Here is a 23,794-nt window from a genome sequence, read left to right on the forward strand (position 1 = left end):
TAATTGGTGGTTAAATATGGGGGCGTATATTTTTTGTTCTTACATTTGTTCTAACGTCTCTATACCTAACATGTCTAAACCCTGTTTAAGGGTTTTAGCAGATATTGCCGCAAGGCTCAAGCGACTGCCTTTTTGCTCTGGCAACACGCCATCTTTTAAAATTGGTGAATCCTCATAAAAACGCATAAATAAACTGGCAAGTTCGTATAGATACGTACACAAGGTATGTGGCGTGGCATCTTTAGCAACAGACAACAACGTTTCTTCAAATTGCAGAACTTTAACGGCCAAGGCCATTTCACTGTTGTTTTCAAGCGAAATATTCGCCTCATGGGAGTCTGCATTAATGCCCGCTTTTCTAAAGATGCTGCGTATTCTGGTGTAAGCATATTGCAAATAAGGCGCAGTATTGCCTTCAAAAGACAACATAGTGTCCCAATCAAACACATAATCTGTTGTTCTATTTTTGCTTAAATCTGCGTATTTAACAGCACCTATGCCCACCGTTTTTGCAATATTAGTCAACTCACTTTCGCTGTGCGCTAGGTCTCGCGCGCTCAGTAATTCTGTTGCGCGGTCTATTGCTTCATCTAGTAAATCCGATAACTTAACTGTACCACCGGTGCGCGTTTTAAACGGTTTGCCATCTTTGCCTAACATCATACCAAAGGGACAATGTTGGTAAGCTTGGGTTTCTTCTAAGTACCCTGCTTTTCTGGCAACAATTTCTGTTTGCTTAAAATGAAGCGCTTGGCGTGCGTCAGTAAAAATAAGCGTACGTTGAGTATTTAGTTTACCGCACCTATAACGTATTGCAGCTAAATCTGTTGTCGCATACAAATAACCGCCACCCGATTTTTGTATGATATAGACGGCCGGCTTTCCCTCTTTGTCAGCAAGTTCTGGGATAAATACGACCTTAGCGCCTTGATCTTCTTCAGCAATTCCTCGTGTTAATAAGTCGTCAACTAAAGGCGCCAAATCATCATTATAGGCACTCTCACCCATAATATGCGCATTTGCTAGGGTAACGTTGAGTTTTTCATATACTTCTTCACTGTGGGATACGGATACTTTAATGAACTGTTCCCACAGCACCAAACATTGTTCATCACCGCCTTGCAGCTTAACAACGTAGTCTCTTGCTCTATCAGCAAAACCATCTTCGTTGTCGAACCTTACTTTAGCTTCACGATAAAAATCTTCTAAATCTGACAACGCAGTGCTTGCTACTTGATTATCTGCTAACTTGTCACTTAGGTGCGCGAGCAACATGCCAAACTGTGTTCCCCAATCACCCATATGGTTTTGACGCAACACCTCATGGCCCAAAAACTCTAATACACGCACCACGGCATCACCAATAATCGTGCTTCGCAAATGCCCTACATGCATTTCTTTAGCTAAATTGGGCGCTGAATAGTCAACCACAATTTTTTCAGGTAATTGTCGTCCAACACACAGGCGCGAATCTGTATTAGCAAGTTGCAGTTGTTTCGCTAACCAAGAGGTAGACAAATGGATATTGATAAATCCAGGGCCTGCAATTTCACACTTATCGGCTATGTCATCAATAACAACCTTGTCCAATATCATCTGGGCGATGTCACGGGGGCTTTTTTTAAGTTGTTTTGCAAGTGCCATGGCACCATTAAATTGATAATCACCAAAGCCAGCCTTTGTGCTTTTACTTAAAGGCACGGGCGCGTTCTCGACACCAAGTTGCTTAACCGCTTGGCTAAATCTTTCTACTAATAAGGATTGTACTAACATGTGTTGATTCTCTTATTGTTCTCTGGTGGCGGCAAACGTAATGTCGGGATGACGCTCTTGCGCTAGGGACAAATTCACCATTGTAGGCGCAATGTAAGTTAAGTTGTTTGCCCCATCTATTGCAATATTCACTTCTGCCTTACGACGTATTTCATCTACTTTTTTGTCGTCGCCATATATCCAGCGCGCGGTCGCTACATTTACATGTTCATATATCGCCTCTACGTTGTATTCCGCCTTTAAACGCGCCACAACTACGTCAAACTGCAAAACACCCACCGCGCCAACGATTAAATCATTATTTATCAGCGGCCTGAATACTTGGACTGCGCCCTCTTCCGACAATTGAATTAACCCTTTTTGCAGCTGTTTTTGCTTTAAAGGGTCTTTTAAACGAATACGTTTAAATAATTCAGGCGCAAAGTTCGGTATCCCCGAAAAGGTAAAATCCTCACCTTGCGTAAAGGTATCACCTATGCGCATTGACCCATGATTATGCAAACCAATAATGTCACCCGCATATGCTTCTTCAAGCAATGCTCTATCGCCAGCGAGAAAAGTAAGCGCATCAGATATGCGCACATCCTTGCCAATACGCGTATGGCGCATTTTCATGCCTTTTTGATATTTACCTGACACAATGCGACAAAAAGCGATTCTGTCTCGGTGTTTTGGGTCCATATTTGCTTGAATCTTAAATACAAAGCCGCTGAACTTGCTTTCCAAGGGCTCCACTTTTCGCGCTTGCGTTTCGCGACCTTGTGGCGCAGGTGCCCATTCAGTTAAACCATCTAGCATATGATCAACGCCAAAATTACCCAAGGCAGTACCAAAATAGACAGGCGTAATTTGTCCGTCGAGAAATAGTTCCAAATCAAATTCATTCGAGGCACCAATCACGAGTTCAAGCTCGTCTCGTAATTGCCCCGCCAAATCACTGCCGACGGCGTCGTCTAATTCTGGATTACTTAAGCCTTTGATGATACGGACATCTTGAATCATGTGGCCTAATCCGCTTTGATATAAAATCGTTTCATCACGATGCAAATGGTAAACGCCCTTAAACAATTTGCCGCAACCAATTGGCCAAGTAATAGGCGCGCATGCGATATTTAACTCGGTTTCAACCTCGTCCAACAATTCTAAAGGATCACGAATATCGCGATCTAACTTGTTCATAAAAGTAATAATTGGCGTATCGCGCAGACGCGTGACTTCCATAAGTTTACGCGTTCTGTCTTCGACACCTTTTGCCGCATCAATAACCATTAGGCATGAGTCAACGGCAGTTAATGTGCGGTAGGTATCTTCAGAGAAATCTTCGTGCCCAGGGGTATCTAACAAATTAACCAAATGATCACGATAAGGAAACTGCATAACCGATGTAGTAACAGAGATACCACGTTCTTTTTCCATTTCCATCCAGTCAGATTTAGCATGTTGACCAGACTTTTTACCTTTGACTGTACCAGCCACTTGTAAAGCTTGCCCAAACAGCAACACTTTTTCGGTAATCGTGGTTTTACCTGCATCCGGGTGAGAGATGATAGCAAACGTGCGTCGCTTATTGATTTCATTGACAAAATTGCTATCGTTCATACTCATTAGACCCTTATTTACACCTAAATTTACACCCAATTATTTGTACCGCTTTCGCATAAGTGAAAGCGGCGCGATATTCTATCGAAAATTGCCTTCTTATGCTTCGATAAATTCCATTAATGGTTCAAAATTATGTCCATCAGCTTGCCTAAGTGCCGTTATGTATTGCGTTCGCCGTTCATTGATTTTTTCCAACTGATAGCCCCCTGCCCAATCAATAGGTGGTTCACCTAAAATTTTGGTTAAAATAGCGTCAGCCATAATACGAGAATGGCGCCCATTGCCGTTCGGAAATAAATGTATATAAACCAACTTATGATGAAAACGAGCTGCTAGCTCTTTAGCAGAATACGTTTCATTCTCTATCCAATAAGCGGCATCGCCTAAAAGTTGTCTCAATTGAATACTGATTTGTATTGGATCAATGCCAATACTTTTTTCAGTTTTCCTGAATGTACCAGCCCATATCCAAACTTCACCAAACAGCTTTTTATGCAGTTCTCTAACGAAACCTTCACTAAGGACGTCAGGTGACTTTTGCTTACCCAACCATTTCAGCCCATTTTGTATATTGGCCTGTTCAAGCTCGTCTAATTGTCCACGCGTTTGAATATGTTTAAAACGTAAGCCTTCCATTTCGTCAGGGTCAAGTGGCGTTGCGCCGTCAGGCTCTTTAAATATATCACTCATCATCATTCCATAAATCTGAAGGCGAAGTCTCAATCATTTCTTGTGCAAGACGTTCAACTTCTGCAACAAGTTTTCCTTCGGCTACCAATTGGTTTTCGAGTGCCATGTGAACACTTGCATTTCTAACTTGCTTCGTTGCTTTTAATCTAGCTCGCTTCATAAGAATATCTTCAACGTCAGTTTCTGGCACAACAGCATATACGAAGCGGCACCCCATGCTCTCAGCCATTTGTTGCATAGTCTTAATCGTGATGCCTCCTGAAAGCTCAGCCTTTTCATTGATTGAGACTGCCCCTCTAGTAACCTCTAGCTTTCGCCCAAGTTGAGCGCCAGACATTCCAAGCGCCTTTCTTACTGTTCGTAACCACCCTTCCGAAGGTGTAGCAAGACCTTCAAGCTTTTTACGTGCTAGATTCACATTTTCTCTATACTGTTTAGCAACGATATGTTTCATGTTTTAATTCTTTCTAGAGTGTTAAGAATATCCATTTGTATAGTTATTAATATACAAATTAACACTAAATGTCAAGCCAAACCTATACACCAAGGAGATTATAGTATAGCTATGACTTGACATTATTGGTGTTTAGTACCAAAGCCGCTTACACTAACTTCCTAATGGTTCCAAAATATATGAACTTCTCTGTAACCCGTCTCAATGGTGAAAATATCCCCGCTTAACTCCATGTCACGCCCCATTTTTTCATAGTCGATATAGTAAGCAAGGCTTTCAGGGATCTCGGTGGTATCTGTTGTTAGCTCTTCGGCAAAGTCGGCCACACTATAATGACAACCTGCATAACTTTCTTCCATGGCCTTTTGAGCATCAGCCAAATCTGAAAAATGCCCTAATAGCTCAGCGGCTAGTTCGCCATGCTCAGAAATAAAGCATGCTATTTCATGAGCTGATTCAAACCCTGTAACGGTCTACTTTTCCTAGACACCTTGTTAGAGGTACACTAACCTATAACTAATGAGGTAAATATGAGCCGTAAAACGTTCTCAGCAGAGTTTAAACAAGAATGTGTTGAACTCGTTGTTCGACAAGGTTATCAAGTCAAACAAGCGGCACTCGCGATGAATATTGGCTTTTCCACACTCCAACGTTGGATTCGGCAGTATCGAGAAGAGCAACAGGGACTTACGCCAACAGCCTCTGCGATTACGCCAGAGCAACAACGTATTCAAGCGCTTGAAAAGCAGGTAAAACAACTCCAAAGTGACAATGACCTGTTAAAAAAAGCGTCTGTAGATTCAAGTGTTCATCGCAACAGTTATATTAAAATACTGATTTGCGTGAGGACATTTGATGAAGCAACTAAAACGGACATTTACCCAGGACGAACGAGAGCTGGTTTTTGATTTATGGAAACAAGGTGCAGGGTTTAGTGATATTGGCCGAGTAATTGAAGCTAAGCCAGGCTCTGTTTTTACAATATTAAAAAGTTCTGGCGGTATTAAACCACCCCCTAGAAAACGTAATATTACTCATTTGACCATGAGAGAGCGTGAAGAAATTCGGGTCGCACTTTCCGCTAAAAAAAGTATTAGAGCTATAGCGGAGCAACTCAATCGGTCTCCTTCAACGATTTCCAGAGAAGTATCTAGAAATCGAGGGCGTAGATATTATCAAGCGGTAGATGCAGATAATCGAGCTAAACGTATGGCAAAGCGACCAAAGCTTGGCTTGCTTCAATTACACCCAGAACTTAAGCAGTTAGTGTTGGATAAACTTCAATTAAAATGGTCTCCCGAGCAGATATCCGGTTGGTTACGTGTTGAATATGCACGACGTAAAAAGATGCAGGTTTCGCACGAAACTATCTATAAGTCACTCTATGTCCGCTCAAAAAAAATTATTCACCATTCATTTTGTGAACACCTGAGAAGGAAGCGCCCAATGCGCCATAGTCGATTTCATTCGAAAAAAGGTGATAGGGGCTCAATTAATATAGTGAATGGCGTTTCGATTCACGAACGCTCTAAACATATCGACAATAGGCGCTCACTAGGGCATTGGGAAGGTGATTTAGTGTCCGGCTCTAAGAATACGCATATAGCCACCTTGGTCGACCGAAAATCTCGTTTCACCATTATTCTGAAATTAGTTGGAAAAGATGCAGACTCTGTAAACGAAGCACTATGTGAAACGTTTAGTAAAATGCCTGCTAAGTATCGCCAGTCACTAACTTGGGACAGAGGTATGGAGTTGGCGAAGCATAGTGTCATTACTGAAGAGTTCGGTATGCCGGTATATTTTTGTGACCCTCAGTGCCCATGGCAGCGTGGCACAAATGAGAATACGAATAGCCTTATTAGACAATACTTCCCTAAAAAGACGGATTTGTCCCCACATTCACAAGCGAGACTTAATGAGGTTGCAGCTCAATTAAACGAATGACCTAGAAAAACATTGAAATTCAAAACACCATCACACATGATTGAAAAGAGTGTTGCGATGATCACTTGAATCTACATCAGCCTTTTTCGCCATGGAAATGAACGGCAGCAGCAAATCGCGCAGAACTTGAAAAAGGCTGGATATCCCGTTAAACAAATATGCCGTTGTTTGCCTGTGGCTAGGAGTAGCTTCTATGCACGCTGCAAACCTAAAGCCATTAAGCCTGAGACACTGTGTTTACTCGCCGCTATACGCCAGACCCATAAGGATATGGATGCCACTTATGGCACTCGACGTATGGTTGTAGAATTACGTGAATTAGGTTTTGGTGTTGGACGTTACAAAGTGAGTCGACTTATGAAAAAACTTAAGTTAGTCGCCAAGCGTCCCAAACAGCATCGATACCCTCTCTATGGACAATCATCGTTGCTTGCCCCTAATAGCCTAAATAGGCAATTTAATCCTGAAACGGCTAATCGCTATTGGTCTGGCGACATTACCTATATCCGCACTAGCCAAGGGTGGCTGTACTTAGCGATTGTCATGGATTTGTACTCTCGAAGGGTGATTAGTTGGGCGTTTTCAGATAAACCTAATAGCGAGTTAACGACACGAGCACTTAGGTTAGCAGTGAACAAACGACAGCCTAATCAAGCAGAGGTTTTCCACTCGGCTCATGGAGGGCAATACACAAGTACGGCGTTTCAACAATGTATGGAGGAACACAACATTGAGTCAAGTATGAGTAGAAAAGGAAATTGCTTAGACAATGCCGTGACGGAACGTTTCTTTAGAAGCTTAAAATCAGAGCGAGTGAATTATAGAAGATATAAAACACGCCAAGCAGCTAAAGCAGATATCATAGACTATATTGAACCGTTCTATAATCAAAAAAGGCGCCATGCTACGCTGGGCAATATATCGCCAGCGGATATGAGCTAAACTATTTAAAAACAGCCTAACTGGGTGTCTAAGATCATTAGACCGTTACAAAACCACACGGTTAAAAAAAAGCGGATATTGGTACTGATAGTACCGATAGACTGTAACGCTCTTACTCTTGAACAATTGCGAGTTCAAGCTTCGGAAATGAAACGACTTGGACTGATTTCTAAGCAACCTAAACAGGTCTCCAAGAAAAGTTCAAAGTTACAACTCATTGGTGATATTGGTATTTACTTAACTTGTCATTCGTTTGATTTAATACCAAACCAAGAATATTCGCATTCACTTGATGCAGCAACCGTATCCCGTTTTTGACATGTTCTCTCGACGTGCTTTCGGCCTGAGTAACAAAAAGTACACCATCGACGGATTTTGATATCGCTTGTGCATCAGAGACTAAATTGATCGGTGCGGTCTCAACAATGACTCTATCATAATGTTTAGACAGACCTTTAAGCAATCGAGCAAAGTTCCTTGATAATAGTAATTTACTTGGATTATCGGGCAAGTGACCCGCGCACATAATGTCGTAATTTTGCGATGTAGATCTTTGCAAACATTGACCTAGTTTATATTTTCCGCTCATCAGCTCAACAAGGCCTGCTTGCATACTATCAAGTCCTAATTTATCAGCCATGGAAGGCTTGTGCAGATCAGCATCTATGACCAGTACGCGCTCTAACTCAGAAAATGCTTCGGCAAGGTTAAGCGTGGTCGATGACTTACCTTCGCCAGACATAGCCGACGTTACTGCTAATATGCTGCACGAATTTTCATTCACTTTTAACTTAGTACGTAGATTTCGCATCGTCTCTAAGTAATGCGGATTTTTCACTAGTTGGTCACATGGCTTAGTGCAAACACGTTTATGAGCCTTTAATTTTTTATTTACTTTCGGCAATTCGCTCAATACTGCTAATGACGTTATTCTAGCCGCCTCTTCAGCATTGAGTATTCCCTTTCGACTAAACTCAAGCACCAGTATCAATAAAACGCCGAGACAGGCGCATAACATAATTGATACCGCCATTATCAACACCTTTTTAGGACCTGACGGAAACTTCGGCGGATATGCATAATCCAGTATTCTTGCAAAAGACTTTTGTAAATTTTTAGTGGCTTTAGTTTCCTGTAAGCGTGTGAGAAAGGTGTCATATAACTCTTGATTCGACTCGACTTCTCTTTGCAGGCGATGAAATTCGCTTTGCTGCATACTCAAATGATGGTATTCGGCCTTACTCTTCTCAAAGCTTTTTTGGGCGCTTGCTAAGTCGCTCTGTACCGCTAAAAAGGAATCATCAACGCTCGATAAGGCTGAATCAATATGCGATTGAAGGGTACTTTCGACACTCGATATTTCCTCAACTATTGATTGGTGTTTTGGGTGCTTTGGCCCATAAACCAAAGAAATATTAGCGAATTCTTGCTGCAAATGTGACAAGGTTTTTTTTGTAGATGCTATTAGGCTACTGATACTCGCCATATTGGCATTCAATAGCGCCAGAGGGTCATTTGTGTTTTTTAATCGGCCAAAACGGGCTTTAAGTTGTTCAAGCGTTTTTTGGTAGTCCAACACTTGCTGCGCATAGGTTTCTATTTCATTCGCTTTGAGACTCAGTACACCTTCTATATCTATTAGATCGTGCGCCATTTTATATTTTTGAAGCCCCGCTTCCGCAGAATTAAGTTTGTTTTTTAACTTCTCTATTTCTTCAATGAGCCAAGTGGATGCATTTTCGTTTACTTCACTGCGACTAGTACTGTGATATTCCATGTAGATATCCGCAAGAGTGTTTGCAATGTTTGCTGCTAACTCTGCCGAATGCGCAGTAACCTTAATTTTTATAAATTCACTGCTTTTAATTTGCGAAACGCTCAGCATCGATTGAATACTTATCGCAAGCTCAGACGTGCTTTTGCTCTGAATAGGTTTATTAAACCAATCACTTAGTATAGGCAGGTATTCAACAATAGGTGGTGTGGGCTTTTCATACAACTCTTGCGCAGTAAGACCAAGTTTTTCGACAACTTTTTTAAGTACTTGTCGAGATTTAAGCAGTTCAATTTGCGTGTTGTAATGTTCTTCTGTTCGCGCTTCTAAAACATACAGCTCGTCTATCGAAACAATATTTCCTTGCTCAATACCAACTTGTAAAGTCGTTGACGCGGTGAATACACTTGGCAACGTCTTCACGTAAACAAAAGTAAATACAAAACCAATCAAAACAAAGGCAATCGGAATCGACTTTTGTCGCCAAAGCAACAAAAGTAAATACACTATATCTATATCACCATTACTTTGGCTGTTTTGATCGTCGGTATTCAACAAAAATTCCGTTTATATCAGCTTCTTCCTAGAAAAAACTATTTGATGTAACCAATTACAACAAGCCCTTGGGCAACTTGTCCTATTTCAGAATGCATTCAGCTTACAAGGATATAAGCGACAGGTTTTGCGCTTTCGGGACGCTTACACAATATGTATGCAACTCTGATTGTTTAATATCGACCGCACGAAGGTTTAGCTTTAATGCAGTTGTCAAAGATAAGCGGTTGAATTTACGCCTTCTCCAATAACGTCATTTTGTACCGATGATAAAAGTCTTGGCGTTTTTGCTGCAATTTGTCGTTCTCGTATTGATGGGCGACCGCTAGGTTTCTCGCGCTCGCAGCATTTAGCGCGTTGGTATCTTGAGAAAGACGCCCGAGTTTATCAGCAAATGTCATGTAGTCTTCAGCATCAAACAAACAAGACGCTTGAACAAGTTCTGGAATGCCGCCAACATTCGAAGCTAAGCAAGGTAGTCCCCTCGCCATTGCCTCTATCAGCGCTCTCGGTAATCCTTCGGTTCGAGAAGGCATCACAAAAATGTCAGCCTGATCAAGATACGATTTTACCTCTTGCTGTGATACCTCACCCACAAAATTAACGCTGTCACTCAAACCCAATGCCGACGCCATTTCTTGTATTTCAGGCAAGTACACACCACCGCCGAGCATGTTTAAGGTAAAATAAATATTTTTACTTTTTAATTCCTTTAGAGCTTTAAGTAATGTATCTGGCCCTTTGTAAAGCTGGCTTAGCGACCCAACAAATACTAGATTAGTCGCGGGAGAATTAAAGCTCCTAGGTTTATCTACAAAGTCGTCAGGATAAAGTTCTATGTCCGAACAGCCAACCGAAATTGCACCTGACATGTCATCAACCGGATATAGTCTCTGCAAATATGTGTTGGTGACGTAACACGCCGCTGCTGCAGAATCTGCTAGTGAGCGAAGCGCCCATCTACTCACTTTCGCCATAAACTTATCTAAAAGAGAATGCGTAACGCCAGCATTAAACACTTGATAGGGGTCGCCAACGACTTCTATCGCGTAATTTGCAATAGTATTGGGCCCCAGTGTGGCTAACATGACGGACTGTGATGGCACGCGAAAAATAATAGCGTCGTCTTCATTGCAGACGTTTTGCAGTAGTGAGCGAATGGTCAAGCTATGCTTGAGCAGGCCAACAACACCGATGTAGTATGGCAATGGAACAAAGGTAACAAGGGGGCCTGAAGAAAGCACCCAAGCGGCTTCGCTAGAAGAAACCTCCTTTACTCTGGCCACCACCTTAACAGTATCGAATGATTGGAGGTAACGCTGCCAAAATTGATATTGGAAGGCGCTAGAGGTCCACACCTTGCCATCTGGTGTCCGAAAAAACCGAAACTCGCATGTTATTACCACATTCACTTTACATGCTCCTATTTCTTTTGGCTAAGAACAAACAGCCTGCCACTAACACCACGCCTAAAACAATCTGGATAGGGACATGGGCAAAACTGTTTCTTATCATGACAAATACTGGGACTAAGGCCACGCCAATGTATACATCAGTAGAAAGTGTCGAGGGTTTGTTATCTAATTTTGCGAACAAATAAGCAAATATCATGGCGATGATGAAAACCCCAGTACCACCAAAATTAATGTAGGCTTCTGCTACTAGAGAGAACCCAATCGGCCCTGACACCCTAATCACTTTTACATTGAGTAAACGATCATCCTCAAGTGCAGGTAAGCGACTCATTTGTGGTAAAACCAAGGCCACTTGTCGTTCTATGGGCGCCCAATAACTCGCGCCCAACAATAGATCGTCACCGGTATCCCGCCATTTCACCACTTCTGTCACGGCGCGCAAACTGGACCCCAATTCGGCTACGGTGTTCATTGGATTGAGTGACATATCGCCAGAAAAATCGCCGGAAACGCGAGCATTTTTCACGATACTTGCGGCAACTAAAAATACCGTGATTAACACGACCATTAACGCACCATTAATTGGCTTTCCCCTTCTAGCGAGTAATGCTAGTGCCACAGCACTGGGAAACATTACCTCACCTCGAAGCCCTAAGCGAAACGCCATCGCGCTCCACACAAAGAATGCTAAAAAGTAGTACACACCAAAACCCGGTCGATAACTCACTACCACTAACACCAGCGTCAATCCAATCAACAAATAAATGTAGGTAAATAAAATGCCCACGATAGGAATACTGTCTACGACAGACAGATACGCGCCATAAGAACTCGCCGCGCCGGTACTAAAGGCAATCGCAAAAAAGATAAATATACTACCAATTAGCCCTATACCGCCGATATGAAATGCGCGTCGGCAATAAGCTACATCCTCCTTCTGCGTTCCCAAGGACACGTTGTCTGAGAATAAAATAGATGCGAATGCATACCCAATAAAAGCAAGATTAATTAACACAATGGCGTGGGTATTGTAATGGGTGTCAAACCAAAAACTGATTTGATAAACAATGTCGTCATCAGTAATTCCCCCCATTGCACTGGCTAGAATTAAGCCCGCATGAAACACCCCAAATGTGACGTAAAAAATAAACGAAATTGACCAAATACCACGGGGCAATACTTGCGCTAGCACTGCCGCTAAAGCCAAAAAATTTAATGCAGTGAGCAACTCCAGATGTGGTCTGCTAATGTCAAACGCGCCGATAACTATCGACAATACACTGATGCTACAAAGCAGTACCAGAGACAAGCCGACTAGTTTTCTAAATACGGCCTTATTGAGCGTAGAGTGTGAATAGCTGCTTAACATTATTTTCCAGTTGAAACTCGCTTTCGATAAATGCTTGTCGATACGTATTTGTTTGTGGTTTTTCAGCAAGCACTCGCGTGATTTGGTCAGCCCATTCCTTGGGTGTCTTTTCAAGTGGCAATGCTTGTACACAAGGCAGTTTTTCAGATACCTCTTCAATAGGTGGAATCTTTGACCCAAGCACTCTAAGCCCAACTCTTGCAGACTCCATAACTGCGCCGGGTAAGCCTTCCCATTTTGACGGGAATAACATTAAGTCGGCGTGCAGCATAAAAGGTAATACCTCGGCTTGCTCCCCAGTAAAAATGACATTTTCTTCAGCACCAAACTCCGCAATAGTGTGCAAGAGTTCTCGTTTTATAGCAGGGTCTTCTTTACCCACCATCACTAATGTCGCATGGGATGCTTGTTTAAGGTACTCACAAAAAACTCGCATCAAAAAGATTTGGTTCTTTTGTTCATGCATTCTAGCCACGTGCAGAATACGTGGGCCATGGCAGGGTTTAGCGCACACTGATTGCCAAAAATCAGGTGTTTGTGAAAACTTCACATGTGGAAAGCCGTTGTATATCACCTTAAACTTAGTGTTGTGTGGCCATTCTCTATGCCAAAAAGCGTCTAACGTTGCCTTTGACACGCCTACAATACTGGTGGCAAACCTACGCAGTAAAAAACGTAGTATATGATCACGTAAACGCCGAAAAATAGACGGCGTTTCGACATCATGCGTGCTTCTAAAATGTGCAATCCGTACTTTTATGCCACACATCCAAGCGATAAGTAACATCAAGCCTGACACCAGTGACACGTGCGAATGCACAACATCATAGTCATTGTGTCGAAGTATTTTTACGTATTTAGACAAAAACATCGGGCCCAATTTGCAGTAGTGGATCACTGAGCCACTGGCTTTAATCGAGTCGTCTAAAACCCCCTTCTGCCCACTCAGCACCAGGTAATCGTATGTTACCTTTCGCGATGTCATTTCAGGCACAGTGGATAAGGTCCTAAGCTCCGCGCCACCTCGATTCATAATGCCAAATATATGCAGTACTTTTTTCTTTTTCATTTAACTCGCCAACCTTTTCGGTAAGGCGAATATCTTAAAACTCGCATGTATAAACAAGATAAGCTCGACGGTCGTGGCCACGACAAAGCTCCAACCAACACCTAGCAGTCCGTAGGCCGGAATCAAATACAGACCAGCAAAAAACAAAGTAAACAGTCCAGCAAGATAGATGTTTGTTTGTACGCCAAATTGATGCAATACAGACAAAGAGGTACCAATGAAAATGTAGATATACCGTATTAGCGCAGCAAGCATGACTAAGGTCAATGTCGTTGAATATTTAGCCACTTCAGGGGTATAAAACAGTTCGAGAAAAAAGGCGCCGAAAAAATAGGAAATGACTACCCCAATCACACCCAATCCCGCCCCCATAAGACAAAGCTTTAGCGTAAGCTTGGAAAACGCTTCGTACGAATGGCTCGTAATATAGCGAGTTAATGTTGGCGTTGCCGCTTGAGACAAACTGTTAATAACAATGCCACCAGCAACCAAAAAGTAACTAATGGAGGCAAAGATCCCTGCAGATGCCAGGGAGTCTAACTTCGTTAGCATAAAATTGGGCAAATACACGAACAAGGCGCTCACAACCAGTCCAATAGCAATCGTTTTATGCCTTGAGAAAATACCAAACGATTCGTCTACGGCACGCCTGCTCATAAACCTTGACCACGTAAAGCTGTCTGTCGAGTGATGCTGCAGCAATTTTCTAATGAATAACATATCATACAGCGCAAAAACAAACACAACGCACAGCCATGACAGTAGTAAGATAAACAGGGAAAAATTGAAAATACTAAATAATGCAATTGTAATAATTGAAACGACTGATTTGAAAACAAGCACCTTCGTCACGTAATCGAAATGGTCGTTTCTTCTTGCATAGCTGTGACAAAACTCTGAGGCTGAATCCACCAGTTTATAGGCCAACACACTAAAAAAAATACCTCCAGATATTTCCGAAAACCACAAACTTGCGACGGTGACGCATAACAAAGTGACTACGCTGTTAGCCAACACGCGTGACATTGCATAACTTTCGATAGAATATTTCCACTCCACATCAACAATAAGTAGCGTGCGAAGTTTAAAACTTGAAAGGAGCAAGCCGGTAGATGCTATCGATAGCGCTAAAACGAAACTGCCAAGCGCCTCTGACGAATAATGTTTTGCAATGAGGATAAACATACTCCAGTTACTGAGTGCCAAGGCAGCGTTAGCAACCAGTGTGAGCACTGAATTTAGCCGTATATTGCGTCTTGTGTGCAAGGTGTCTTGCCCTTGCTTCAAGGTAGTGTCGAACAAGGCGTTGTCTGACAAATTTTTGTCTGCCAAGGTGTTGCTCTCTCTCGCCTCATACTTCACGCTGATTTCGCCAAGGGAGTCAATGGTTGATAAGCAAGGGGTGCATCTATCAACATACGCTGCAATAGTTCGTCGTCATTTGCTGCCATCGCTTTTTCTAATGCTTTTAACAATGAAGTCACTTCACTAAACGACATACTAAATTCGTTCGCCGCAAGGATACGAGGATGCATAGTTTCAATGTCAGCATCGCCTATCAGCAGTTCTTCATATAACTTTTCACCTGGACGCAATCCAGTGTAGACAATGTCAACATCCCCGTCATCGGTGTCGGTGTCGATACCAGTGACGCTAAACCCTAGAAGGTGCGCCATCTTAACCGCGAGGTCCGCAATTTTTATGGGTGCTCCCATATCAAGCACGAATACTTCGCCGCGCGCACCTAAGGCCCCCGCTTGCACAACCAATTGAGCGGCTTCTGGAATGGTCATAAAATAACGAATCATATCTCGATGCGTGACAGTCAAAGGCCCACCTGCTCTCAACTGGCGTTCAAATAAGGGCACAACTGAGCCAGATGAGCCAAGGACGTTCCCAAAACGCACGATCGCAAAATCAGTGCTGGGATACTCTTTGGCAATGCCTTGCACGTATAACTCGCAAAGGCGCTTAGTAGCACCCATAATGTTTGTTGGTCTAACCGCTTTATCCGTAGACACTAACACAAATTTCTCTACGCCTAGTTCAGCAGCGACTCTTGCTGTACTTGCCGTCCCAAACACATTATTTCTGATGCCTGCTTCGCAATTTGCTTCCACTATAGGGACATGTTTGTATGCTGCTGCATGATAGATAGTTTGTATGCCGTGAGAAACTATCACGCGTTTGAGCGCTTTTTCATCTTGCACACTCGTCAGGATCACCTCTATGTCTAGTTCTGGGAAATTGACGCTAAGATCTTGCTCGATTTGGTAAATATTAAACTCACTGAGTTCAAGTAATACTAGGCGTGACGGTTTGGTCTTTGCTACCTGTCGACATAACTCACTACCAATAGAGCCACCAGCGCCTGTCACCATAACAACTTTCCCGAGGGTATTTTTATTGAGGAGATGATCTATTGGCGGAACAGGCTCACGGCCCAAAAGTTCCTCAATCTTTACTTCGCGAATATCATTAATCTTGCGCTTTCCCGAGGCAATTTCAGACACCTCTGGGACAGCAAGTAATTCAATTGCATAGGGCTCTAATTGCTTAAGGATTTCTTGGCGACGTTTTGCCGAGGTGTTGTTTACTGCAAGTAACACTTTCGAAATGTCGTACTTTTCTACTAAATGTTTAATGCTTGAAACATGCATGACAGGTATGCCGAGCACCATACTACCAACGTATTTTCGTTTTGCATCAACAAATGCTACCGGGTGGAGATCTTGCCCCTGCATAAGTGCCAGAGCAAGTGAGCGGCCTGCGCGTTCTGCACCGAAAATCAAACATTTTTCTTTGTGCTTGTAATTATCGCTATGAATCGACAGCATAATGAGCATTCTTGGCGCCGCAAGTAAGACAAACGCAAATGCAAAGTGCAAAATTGGTACGCTGCCAGGAATAAAGGCAGCAAACGCGACTTTTAATAGATAAAGAAATACAACAGAAAACGCCAAGCCCGAGGCGAGCACCGAAAATGATGACAACACCAGATATCGAGATATTTGACGATAATGACCTAACATATAAAGTACGACAATTGTGCAGCCGCTTGTAAGTAGAATTGGATAAAGCACCTCATTACTAGGCCTGACACTTTCAATACCAAGTCGACCAATATAAGCAAGCGCCATCGCTATACTAAGCGAAAACGAATCCCATATGAGTTGGATAAGCCGTTTTAACCATGTTGGCCATTCATATGCGACTTTGAGTATATTCATGAGATGCCTCCTGCATAACCTTACAAATAACGTCTTGTGTATGCGCGATTTCTTTCTGGGTAAGCGTGGGATGCACCAAAAACATAATGGATGTTTTCCCCAGTATGTGCGCATTTTTCAACGCGTGTTTGGGCCGAAACCCAGTCCCATCAAATGCTTTTTCGAGATATATTTCTGAGCACGAGCCGGAAAAACATGGTACACCCTCATCAGAGATTTCGGCGACTATGCTGTCACGCGACCATGACCCCTTTAGTAAGGATTCATCTATAAACGCATAAAATTTGTAATATGCATGGCGGACGTAATGAGGTATTTCAGGCACTCGCAATGCCGGAAAATGTCGACAAGCTTCTGCAATTGCATTGGCATTTAATGTTCGTTTAGTGTGCCAATCTGGCATTTGCGTCAGTTGATAGCGACCAACCGCCGATTGCATTTCAGTAATGCGCCAATTGGTGCCAAAGGATTCGTGAAGCCATCTAAAACCAGGAGAGTGCTCTCTATCGTACACCGCTTCGTAGCTTTTCCCATGATCTTTGAAAGACCACGCCGCTGACCATAAACGCTCGTCATTCGTGGTCACCATGCCCCCCTCACCTGCAGTAGTCATTATCTTATCTTGGCAAAATGACCACGCGGCAATATCGCCCCAACTGCCAACCGAGCGACCTCTATACTGCGCGCCATGGGCTTGTGCACAATCTTCGACTACCTTTATTGAATGCCTTTTTGCGAGCGCTAGTATGGGTTCCATTTCGCATGGCCAACCTGCAAGGTGCACACACAAAATTGCGCTGGTATTTTTATTGATAAGGGGTGCAATTGTCTCAGGCGACAAATTTTGTGAATCTAGGTCGATATCGGCAAACACTGGCGTGAGACCCGCCATAACAATGGATGAAACAGATGCCATAAACGAACGTGAAGTTACGATAACTTCACTGCCATGAGGCAAAGACAAGGCTTTCCATGCAAGGTCTAAAGCAACGGTGCCGTTAGCGACGGCTACGGCAAACTGGCAGTCAGAAAACGCAGCGAACTCTTTTTCAAATTCTCGCCCTTCGTTTCCAGTCCAATAGTTAACTTTATTGCTTTGAAGAACGTTTAAAACGGCGTCCTGCTCTTCCTTGTTATAGGCTGGCCAAGCCGAAAACGGTCCATTTAACATCTCAAATTCCCTTTCTATCTTATTGATACAGCTGGCGACCCGGCAACGACAATATTCGCATTAATATCTCGAATTACCGTCGAACCACCACCCACAACAGCGTGTTTACCTATTTTGCATCCAGGCAATACGCTACTTCCAACACCTATTAACGCTTTCTCGCCAATTTTTACGCCACCGCAGAGGTTTACACCTGGCGCAATATGCGCACATTCAGCTACGACACAGTCATGATCAACAGTAGCTGCGGTATTTATGATGCTGCCGTCAGAAATTACGGCATCAGCATTTACAATCGCTCCAGCGACTATGATGACACCCGCGCCAATTGTGGCTGATTGACTAACCATTGCAGACGGATCAATGAGTGTTGCGATACATCTTGATTGCTTATGCAACTTAGCAATCAATTCACTGCGAATGTCATTATTCCCAATAGCCACGAAAAACTCAGACCCGCACCAATCTTTACTTAGTGCGTCATCACACTTGCCTGCTATTGAGCAATTTAAAACTCTGCTTGCTCTACTGTTATCGTCAAAAATATGAAAATCTGAATACTTGTTAGTGCGCTTGGCTGTCTCTATGACGACTTTGGCATGTCCGCCTGCACCCAGAATCACTAAACTTGGCAATTCAATACTCATTTTTATTTCCCGTAAAGTGCGTCATCGTTGATGAAACATCATCGCTTATTCCCTCTCTTTTTAGCACCGTCAAAATAGTCAGACAGATGATTTTTATGTCGAGCAAAAATGATTTGTTTTCAACATACCAAACATCAAGTTCAAACTTTTCTTCCCAATCTAACGCGTTTCTACCGTTGACTTGTGCCCAGCCTGTGATGCCCGGACGTACTTCGTGCCGCTTCATTTGTCGCTCAGAATAAAGGGGTAAATATGACGTAAGCAGTGGCCTAGGCCCAACGACACTCATATCGCCGCGCAGCACGTTGATGAATTCGGGCAATTCATCGAGACTTGAGGCTCTAAGGAATGATCCAAATTTGGTGAGTCTTTCCTCATCGTTTAGTAACGCGCCTGTTGCATCGCACTTATCCGTCATCGAACGAAACTTAATCATGGTAAATGGTTTGCCATTTAGTCCTGGCCGTTGCTGAGTAAAAAAGACGGGGCGCCCAATGAACACCACTACAAGTAGCACCACAGCAATCAACAGCGGAGACAACAAAACAAGCGCCATCAACGCCCACACAATATCAAGAAGCCTTTTCATACAAGGCCTCCCTATGATGTTTGATTACGTGTTCATAAAAGCTACTCACTTCCAGTCCATTTTTCGATACATCCATGATTTTCGACACTTTCTCCAGCCCTCGTTGTGCCATCAACACCATTTCAGGCCTATTTGTATATGCATACTCAATCTGTTCAGCAAGTGAGTGCGGGTTCTTAGCCTCGGCCATTAGACCAGTAACACCCTGTTCAATGAGGTCAGGGAAACCACCGACATTTGTCGTCAAAGTAGGTACTTGGGAATACAACGACTCGACGGCACCGCCAACATTTTCTGAATGAGAAGGATGCACCGCCAAATCTATTTGTGGATACAACGCAGGTACATCTTTACGTGTACCTAAAAACGAGCAGTGGTCGCCCAGGCGCTCAGCCGCATAGTGTTTAACAGATTCGAAGTACTGATTTGCGTTGCCCCACGGGCCGCCAATAAATACGCAGCGAAGGTTTTTATATTTTTTACGCACAAGAGCAATAGCATCGATTAGATCTTCATGCCCTTTTAAGCCCCTTTTTTGACCAAGAAAGCGTTTGGGCGCATAAAAATACGCCACCATGCCGACAATAAAATCATCGTTGTTTGCGTTTATAAGTGTGCGTAAATTTACTGTGCGAGTGACTTCTTTTTTCTGAAATTCGTTTGCAGTTACGCCGTAATATGCAAGACCGACTCTATTTTCTTCCATGCCGAATCGCATCAGCGCATTTTGTGTCCATTTGCACGACGCTAAGTAGTAGTCATCTCTATTCGCGGTCTTTATGTCGATAGCACGATACAGGTTATGCTCAAGGTGCAATGGCCCAGGGATATGAAATATACGAGGAATTCGCTTGTTTCGCAGCGCTAGTCGCATAAGCAAGGTCGACGACACAAAATGGCTATGTACTATGTCAGGGGAAACAGTCTCAACAAGGCGTGATAAAGCATTTGCGCGATGCAGTGTTTCATGCGGGCGCAGTGGCGCTAGTTCAGGGGATAGCCTATGGCACTTAACACCGACACGCTTATACGCTTGTCGCATTGGCCCACAGGGCATGGCTACATGAACCTCAATGCCCTGACGGACAAGTTCCCTCATCTGACGCACAGCCCAAGAGGCACCAACAGCCGTTTTTACTAAATGCAGCACTTTCATATGCGACCGTCACTTAGGTCTAAGAACAACTTAGCACATGAGAAAGAGGTACTACTCCAAAGTATCGAGAAATCCTTATCCAATTGAAATCCATTGCTTTTATAGTTGATTACGTTTTGTGTATCTTAAAATATGGAAAACAACAATTCATTTTAGGATACCCGCTATCTGTTATATCGGCATGTACAGGGAGAAATGTAGGGTTAGCGGTACTGAGAGTTTTGGCTATAGCGGTAGTGTGCCTAAATAGAGGAGCACCCACTATTTTCTTATTAGCTAATAGGTGAGAGTATAGGCATATACGTTTTTAATACGTATTATCTCTAAAAGGAACTCATTCATTGAATACCGCCGCACTTACTCTAACTCTCATCAGTGTTTGCTTGTCCGTTACCGGACAAGTGCTATTTAAACATGGTATGGATAACATAACTAAGCAAACAAATATTCAAGTCGAATTTTTTACGTGGGTAACAGCTTTATTGACCAATGTGTCCATAGTCGCTGGCCTATTTGCATATGTTGCAAGCACTGGCGTGTGGTTATTGGTACTGACAAAAACAGAATTAAGTAAAGCATACCCATTTATTGGGTTAGGTGTTGTCGGCACGATGCTATTTGGATATTGGCTGTTTAACGAGCCATTGACTACCCAAAAGTTGGCCGGCACGGCGATGGTCGTTGCAGGTATTATTCTATTGGCTAAGTAACCAAAACTCCGGATGAGTAGTTCTCTGCACCTTACCACTAACAAAAATAACGCATTATAAAGAGAGGCACATAACCAAGGCATTGGAACAATTGCCGGCTGAATCCTGATAGTAATTCTTGCGTATATCTATTGTTCGAAAGTCATATTTTTCATACAAGCCAATCGCGGCTGCATTGAATTCATCGACTTCTAAGATCAGTTTTTCTATTTTTTTAGATTGAAAACATTCGATCACAGCATTCATTAACGCGCTGCCAATACCAAGGTTTTGAACGTTTTTTTGTACGCTAATATCTAACACTTCGGCAGTTTCAAATATAACAGAACACAGGATGTACCCCTGTAACTGCCCTTCTATCTCAGCAACTAAACACACGCCACTGTTGACAGACTGAGTAAAACTTTCGATAGACCAAGGGAGCGCTCTATTTGTACTAAAAATGTTGTAAGCAAGCGGAATGTCACTGTCGCCAATCGGTCTTATTTTATACGTTTTCAAAAGGCGAGATATAATTTTTGCACGATGCCCATAATTGACGTTTAAGCAAAGCGTCTTCGAGGTTTAGTGATGAAGGTACATGAAGTTGCTGCGTTTGCGCGTTAAATTCGGCATGTTCAATGTCTTCAATAAGGCAATCGTCTTCAGATATATTGAGCAATGAGAGTAAGTCGTTTACCCAAGGCTTTGAAAAAAATGGGTGTTTGTCAATAGAGGCATATAGGTCGATGCCCATCGCTTGTAGTGTTGCTTTTTGATGTTGACTTAATGCCATATTATCCACCTAAAAAGGAAGTGGCAGGGGTGGAGGGACTCGAACCCCCAACCATCGGTTTTGGAGACCGCTGTTCTACCAATTCGAACTACACCCCTACAAGCACGTGCATTATAGCGACCAAGAAAAATTAATAAAGGACTAATTTACCCATTTGTATCTTTTGTAAGCAACCACCATAACTTATTTGTAAAATTCACTAACTCCATTGCATTACCCGTGCATTTTTTAATCACCGAAACCTCTAAACCGGAAGCTGCTGCATAGGTTTCAATGAGCGAATTTGACTGCGTCGCTGAGAATTCATTACTTTTAATCGTGCAGGCTAAATCAAAATATCTGCTCGATGCCGCAGCATACTCCCAATCAAAACAGATACTGTGATTACCACTTACATGAGACAAATGTAAATCGTGATGGCACAGCACAAGATCATGTTGATGTTCATGCTGATAAGCGCCTAACACTGGCAAAATGTCTTTGTGTTCTTGGCGTAAGTTCTCTTTCTCTTCCTTATTCAAATGAAGATAGCAATCATCAAAAATAAATGCCATGTAATGTTGCCAGTCTGCAGATAAATCGAGTTGATGAAGGAGGGTGGGGTCTAACGCTGTTGAGTGAATTTTATTTAGCAGTGTTGCAAGATAGGCTATAGTTATTTGTCGCTTTTCAGTGCCTAAACTATTGAGCGCAGGCACCCACTCCTCAATATATACCGTCTGATCTTGGGATAAAAAGATGGGTTTAGGCGCTAAACCTTGTTTTGAAAGTGATGCTTGCAAACGAAACTGTCGCCTTCTATTGACCGGCAGTTTTTCGTTGTTAGCAAAAAACTTCGCTAAAAATCGTTTTTCAGATACTTCGGCACGTTTATCATCAAGGACCGTCTTTGTGGTAGCCAAGACATGAAAGTTGCGATTAATCGCACCTTCATTTATGGGTGTTATTTTCAAATGCTCGTGCGTGATAGCACTATGAAATAGTGCGTCAGAAATTAACTGACTAAGCTCGCCAAACCGTTGCTCGCTAATATGCACTGTCTCCCGCAGACTCAGCAGCTTGCATACTCAAACTCCATTGCCAATACCCCTTAATGGCAATGACGACGTAAATAACCATCAATATGGCTGTTAAATACAAATCAGTACTTAACACTAAATAAATAGTCGCAATATTTATGATTGTCCAATACATCCATGACGCCCGCTTTTTCCTCACGGTCAATACGGTCGTTAATAGGGAAAACACAGTAATACTGGCGTCTAAAAGGAGCTGTTCGTAGCTTAACCAGTGCGCCGCAAATTGGTAAATTAGCGCACTAATAGCAATACCACTAAAAATATAAATAAGATGGTATTGCAACGGCATAGTCGATACTCGTAGCGTATTTTCTGTGCTTGCTCGTCGCCAAGTTAACCAGCCAACTATCGCCATCACGGCATAATATACATTTAACAAGACCTGAAAGACTAAGCTTACATCCCAAAATATATAAGTAAATAGACAGGTAGAAACAAGTGCAGCAGGCCAGCACCAAATAGATTCTTCAGTCGCTAGCCAGACATACGCAATCGCCAGCACTACGGCTAGCACTTCGAGTATACTTTGTGCTTGCCACTGAGTAACAGTGGCCTGCCACACCTCATTCATTTAGCGATATCCATGTTATTTGCATTTAAGAATTTGCAAACAAACGCCGCTTGCCCTACTTGCTCATAAGTCGTCTTGAATTCACGCTGCAATACCGACATCACCAAGTCATAATCGCCTGCCACAAGGGTACAAGTATGCGTGGTATTTACAAACAAACCAGATTCAGTATTTAGTCTATCAATAAAATCCTGAATAAACGGGACATAGGATTGATCCAAGGGATACAAGGTTATCTCTACCGCTAATTTCATATTCGTTCCTTATTCTATTGGT

At 42.7% G+C, this 23,794-nt stretch carries 22 protein-coding genes, 1 tRNA gene and 2 pseudogenes; 4 read left to right on the forward strand and 21 right to left on the reverse strand.

Features of this window, described 5'->3' with window-relative positions:
• Positions 1–39: 39 nt before the first annotated feature.
• The 5 genes and pseudogenes from argS to QQK00_RS07785 form a co-directional block, all read right to left on the reverse strand.
• Entirely contained in the window at positions 40–1,773 is a 1,734-nt protein-coding gene (gene argS, locus QQK00_RS07765) for an arginine--tRNA ligase (protein WP_284216911.1), read from the reverse strand.
• Between the two features lie 12 nt (positions 1,774–1,785).
• Entirely contained in the window at positions 1,786–3,372 is a 1,587-nt protein-coding gene (gene prfC / locus QQK00_RS07770; RefSeq protein WP_284216912.1) for a peptide chain release factor 3, read from the reverse strand.
• 99 nt (positions 3,373–3,471) lie between these two features.
• Entirely contained in the window at positions 3,472–4,065 is a 594-nt protein-coding gene (locus QQK00_RS07775; RefSeq protein WP_284216913.1) for a mobile mystery protein B, read from the reverse strand.
• On the reverse strand, positions 4,058–4,519 hold the full coding sequence (locus QQK00_RS07780; protein ID WP_284216914.1) for a mobile mystery protein A: 462 nt from the start codon (positions 4,517–4,519) through the stop codon (positions 4,058–4,060). Before QQK00_RS07780 ends, QQK00_RS07775 begins: the two co-directional genes overlap by 8 nt.
• Positions 4,520–4,680: 161 nt before the next feature.
• Positions 4,681–4,971, reverse strand: a pseudogene (locus tag QQK00_RS07785) (antirestriction protein ArdA); the annotation flags it as partial.
• Between the two features lie 78 nt (positions 4,972–5,049).
• Here QQK00_RS07785 and QQK00_RS07790 point away from each other — a divergent pair.
• From QQK00_RS07790 to QQK00_RS07800, 3 genes and pseudogenes are all read left to right on the forward strand, one after another.
• The gene (locus QQK00_RS07790; RefSeq protein ID WP_284216915.1) at positions 5,050–5,427 is read left to right on the forward strand and encodes a transposase; all 378 of its coding nucleotides are present in this window, start codon (positions 5,050–5,052) and stop codon (positions 5,425–5,427) included.
• Positions 5,375–6,535 (forward strand): annotated as a pseudogene (locus tag QQK00_RS07795) (IS30 family transposase). Before QQK00_RS07790 ends, QQK00_RS07795 begins: the two are co-directional and overlap by 53 nt.
• A gap of 45 nt (positions 6,536–6,580) precedes the next feature.
• Complete coding sequence (locus QQK00_RS07800) at positions 6,581–7,408, forward strand: IS3 family transposase (RefSeq protein WP_284217581.1); 828 nt, start codon at positions 6,581–6,583, stop codon at positions 7,406–7,408.
• 214 nt (positions 7,409–7,622) lie between these two features.
• On the opposite strand, the gene QQK00_RS07805 is transcribed toward QQK00_RS07800, so the two are convergent.
• The 10 genes from QQK00_RS07805 to QQK00_RS07850 all read right to left on the reverse strand — a co-directional run bounded on the left by QQK00_RS07805 (position 7,623) and on the right by QQK00_RS07850 (position 20,383).
• Positions 7,623–9,737 (reverse strand): GumC family protein, encoded by a 2,115-nt coding sequence (locus QQK00_RS07805; RefSeq protein ID WP_284216916.1) that lies wholly within the window; start codon positions 9,735–9,737, stop codon positions 7,623–7,625.
• A 233-nt stretch (positions 9,738–9,970) separates the two neighbouring features.
• A complete protein-coding gene (locus QQK00_RS07810) occupies positions 9,971–11,149 on the reverse strand; it encodes a glycosyltransferase family 4 protein (RefSeq protein ID WP_284216917.1) in 1,179 nt (392 codons plus the stop codon).
• A gap of 1 nt (position 11,150) precedes the next feature.
• A complete protein-coding gene (gene wzy, locus QQK00_RS07815) occupies positions 11,151–12,521 on the reverse strand; it encodes an O-antigen polysaccharide polymerase Wzy (RefSeq protein ID WP_284216918.1) in 1,371 nt (456 codons plus the stop codon).
• Positions 12,487–13,590, reverse strand: a complete 1,104-nt coding sequence (locus QQK00_RS07820) for a glycosyltransferase (protein ID WP_284216919.1) — start codon at positions 13,588–13,590, stop codon at positions 12,487–12,489. The genes wzy and QQK00_RS07820 overlap by 35 nt, the downstream gene beginning before the upstream one ends.
• Positions 13,591–14,952: a lipopolysaccharide biosynthesis protein gene (locus QQK00_RS07825; RefSeq protein WP_284216920.1), complete on the reverse strand. Its 1,362-nt coding sequence runs from the start codon at positions 14,950–14,952 to the stop codon at positions 13,591–13,593.
• Positions 14,949–16,820: a polysaccharide biosynthesis protein gene (locus QQK00_RS07830; protein WP_284216921.1), complete on the reverse strand. Its 1,872-nt coding sequence runs from the start codon at positions 16,818–16,820 to the stop codon at positions 14,949–14,951. Before QQK00_RS07830 ends, QQK00_RS07825 begins: the two co-directional genes overlap by 4 nt.
• A complete protein-coding gene (locus QQK00_RS07835) occupies positions 16,795–17,991 on the reverse strand; it encodes a DegT/DnrJ/EryC1/StrS family aminotransferase (protein ID WP_284216922.1) in 1,197 nt (398 codons plus the stop codon). Before QQK00_RS07835 ends, QQK00_RS07830 begins: the two co-directional genes overlap by 26 nt.
• 14 nt (positions 17,992–18,005) lie before the next feature.
• Positions 18,006–18,638, reverse strand: coding sequence for an acetyltransferase (locus QQK00_RS07840; RefSeq protein ID WP_284216923.1), 633 nt, complete (start codon positions 18,636–18,638; stop codon positions 18,006–18,008).
• Positions 18,628–19,227 carry a sugar transferase gene (locus QQK00_RS07845; protein WP_284216924.1) on the reverse strand — a complete coding sequence of 200 codons (600 nt, stop codon included), beginning with the start codon at positions 19,225–19,227 and terminating at the stop codon, positions 18,628–18,630. The genes QQK00_RS07840 and QQK00_RS07845 overlap by 11 nt, the downstream gene beginning before the upstream one ends.
• The gene (locus tag QQK00_RS07850) at positions 19,211–20,383 is read right to left on the reverse strand and encodes a glycosyltransferase (RefSeq protein WP_284216925.1); all 1,173 of its coding nucleotides are present in this window, start codon (positions 20,381–20,383) and stop codon (positions 19,211–19,213) included. The genes QQK00_RS07845 and QQK00_RS07850 overlap by 17 nt, the downstream gene beginning before the upstream one ends.
• A 341-nt stretch (positions 20,384–20,724) precedes the next feature.
• Between QQK00_RS07850 and QQK00_RS07855 the strand changes: the two genes are divergently transcribed.
• Positions 20,725–21,093, forward strand: coding sequence for an EamA family transporter (locus QQK00_RS07855; RefSeq protein WP_284216926.1), 369 nt, complete (start codon positions 20,725–20,727; stop codon positions 21,091–21,093).
• A gap of 54 nt (positions 21,094–21,147) precedes the next feature.
• On the opposite strand, the gene rimI is transcribed toward QQK00_RS07855, so the two are convergent.
• The 6 genes from rimI to QQK00_RS07885 form a co-directional block, all read right to left on the reverse strand.
• Complete coding sequence (gene rimI, locus QQK00_RS07860; protein ID WP_284216927.1) at positions 21,148–21,594, reverse strand: ribosomal protein S18-alanine N-acetyltransferase; 447 nt, start codon at positions 21,592–21,594, stop codon at positions 21,148–21,150.
• Entirely contained in the window at positions 21,581–21,868 is a 288-nt protein-coding gene (locus QQK00_RS07865) for a hypothetical protein (protein ID WP_284216928.1), read from the reverse strand. The genes rimI and QQK00_RS07865 overlap by 14 nt, the downstream gene beginning before the upstream one ends.
• 21 nt (positions 21,869–21,889) lie before the next feature.
• Positions 21,890–21,966, reverse strand: a tRNA-Trp gene (locus QQK00_RS07870).
• 48 nt (positions 21,967–22,014) lie between these two features.
• Complete coding sequence (locus QQK00_RS07875) at positions 22,015–22,905, reverse strand: phosphotransferase (protein WP_284216929.1); 891 nt, start codon at positions 22,903–22,905, stop codon at positions 22,015–22,017.
• Positions 22,895–23,518 (reverse strand): nicotinamide riboside transporter PnuC, encoded by a 624-nt coding sequence (gene pnuC / locus QQK00_RS07880; protein ID WP_284216930.1) that lies wholly within the window; start codon positions 23,516–23,518, stop codon positions 22,895–22,897. The genes QQK00_RS07875 and pnuC overlap by 11 nt, the downstream gene beginning before the upstream one ends.
• Positions 23,515–23,772 carry a YkoF family thiamine/hydroxymethylpyrimidine-binding protein gene (locus QQK00_RS07885; RefSeq protein WP_284216931.1) on the reverse strand — a complete coding sequence of 86 codons (258 nt, stop codon included), beginning with the start codon at positions 23,770–23,772 and terminating at the stop codon, positions 23,515–23,517. The genes pnuC and QQK00_RS07885 overlap by 4 nt, the downstream gene beginning before the upstream one ends.
• Positions 23,773–23,794: the final 22 nt, after the last annotated feature.

Source organism: Agaribacter marinus (assembly GCF_030160655.1).
Classification (GTDB): domain Bacteria; phylum Pseudomonadota; class Gammaproteobacteria; order Enterobacterales; family Alteromonadaceae; genus Glaciecola; species Glaciecola marina.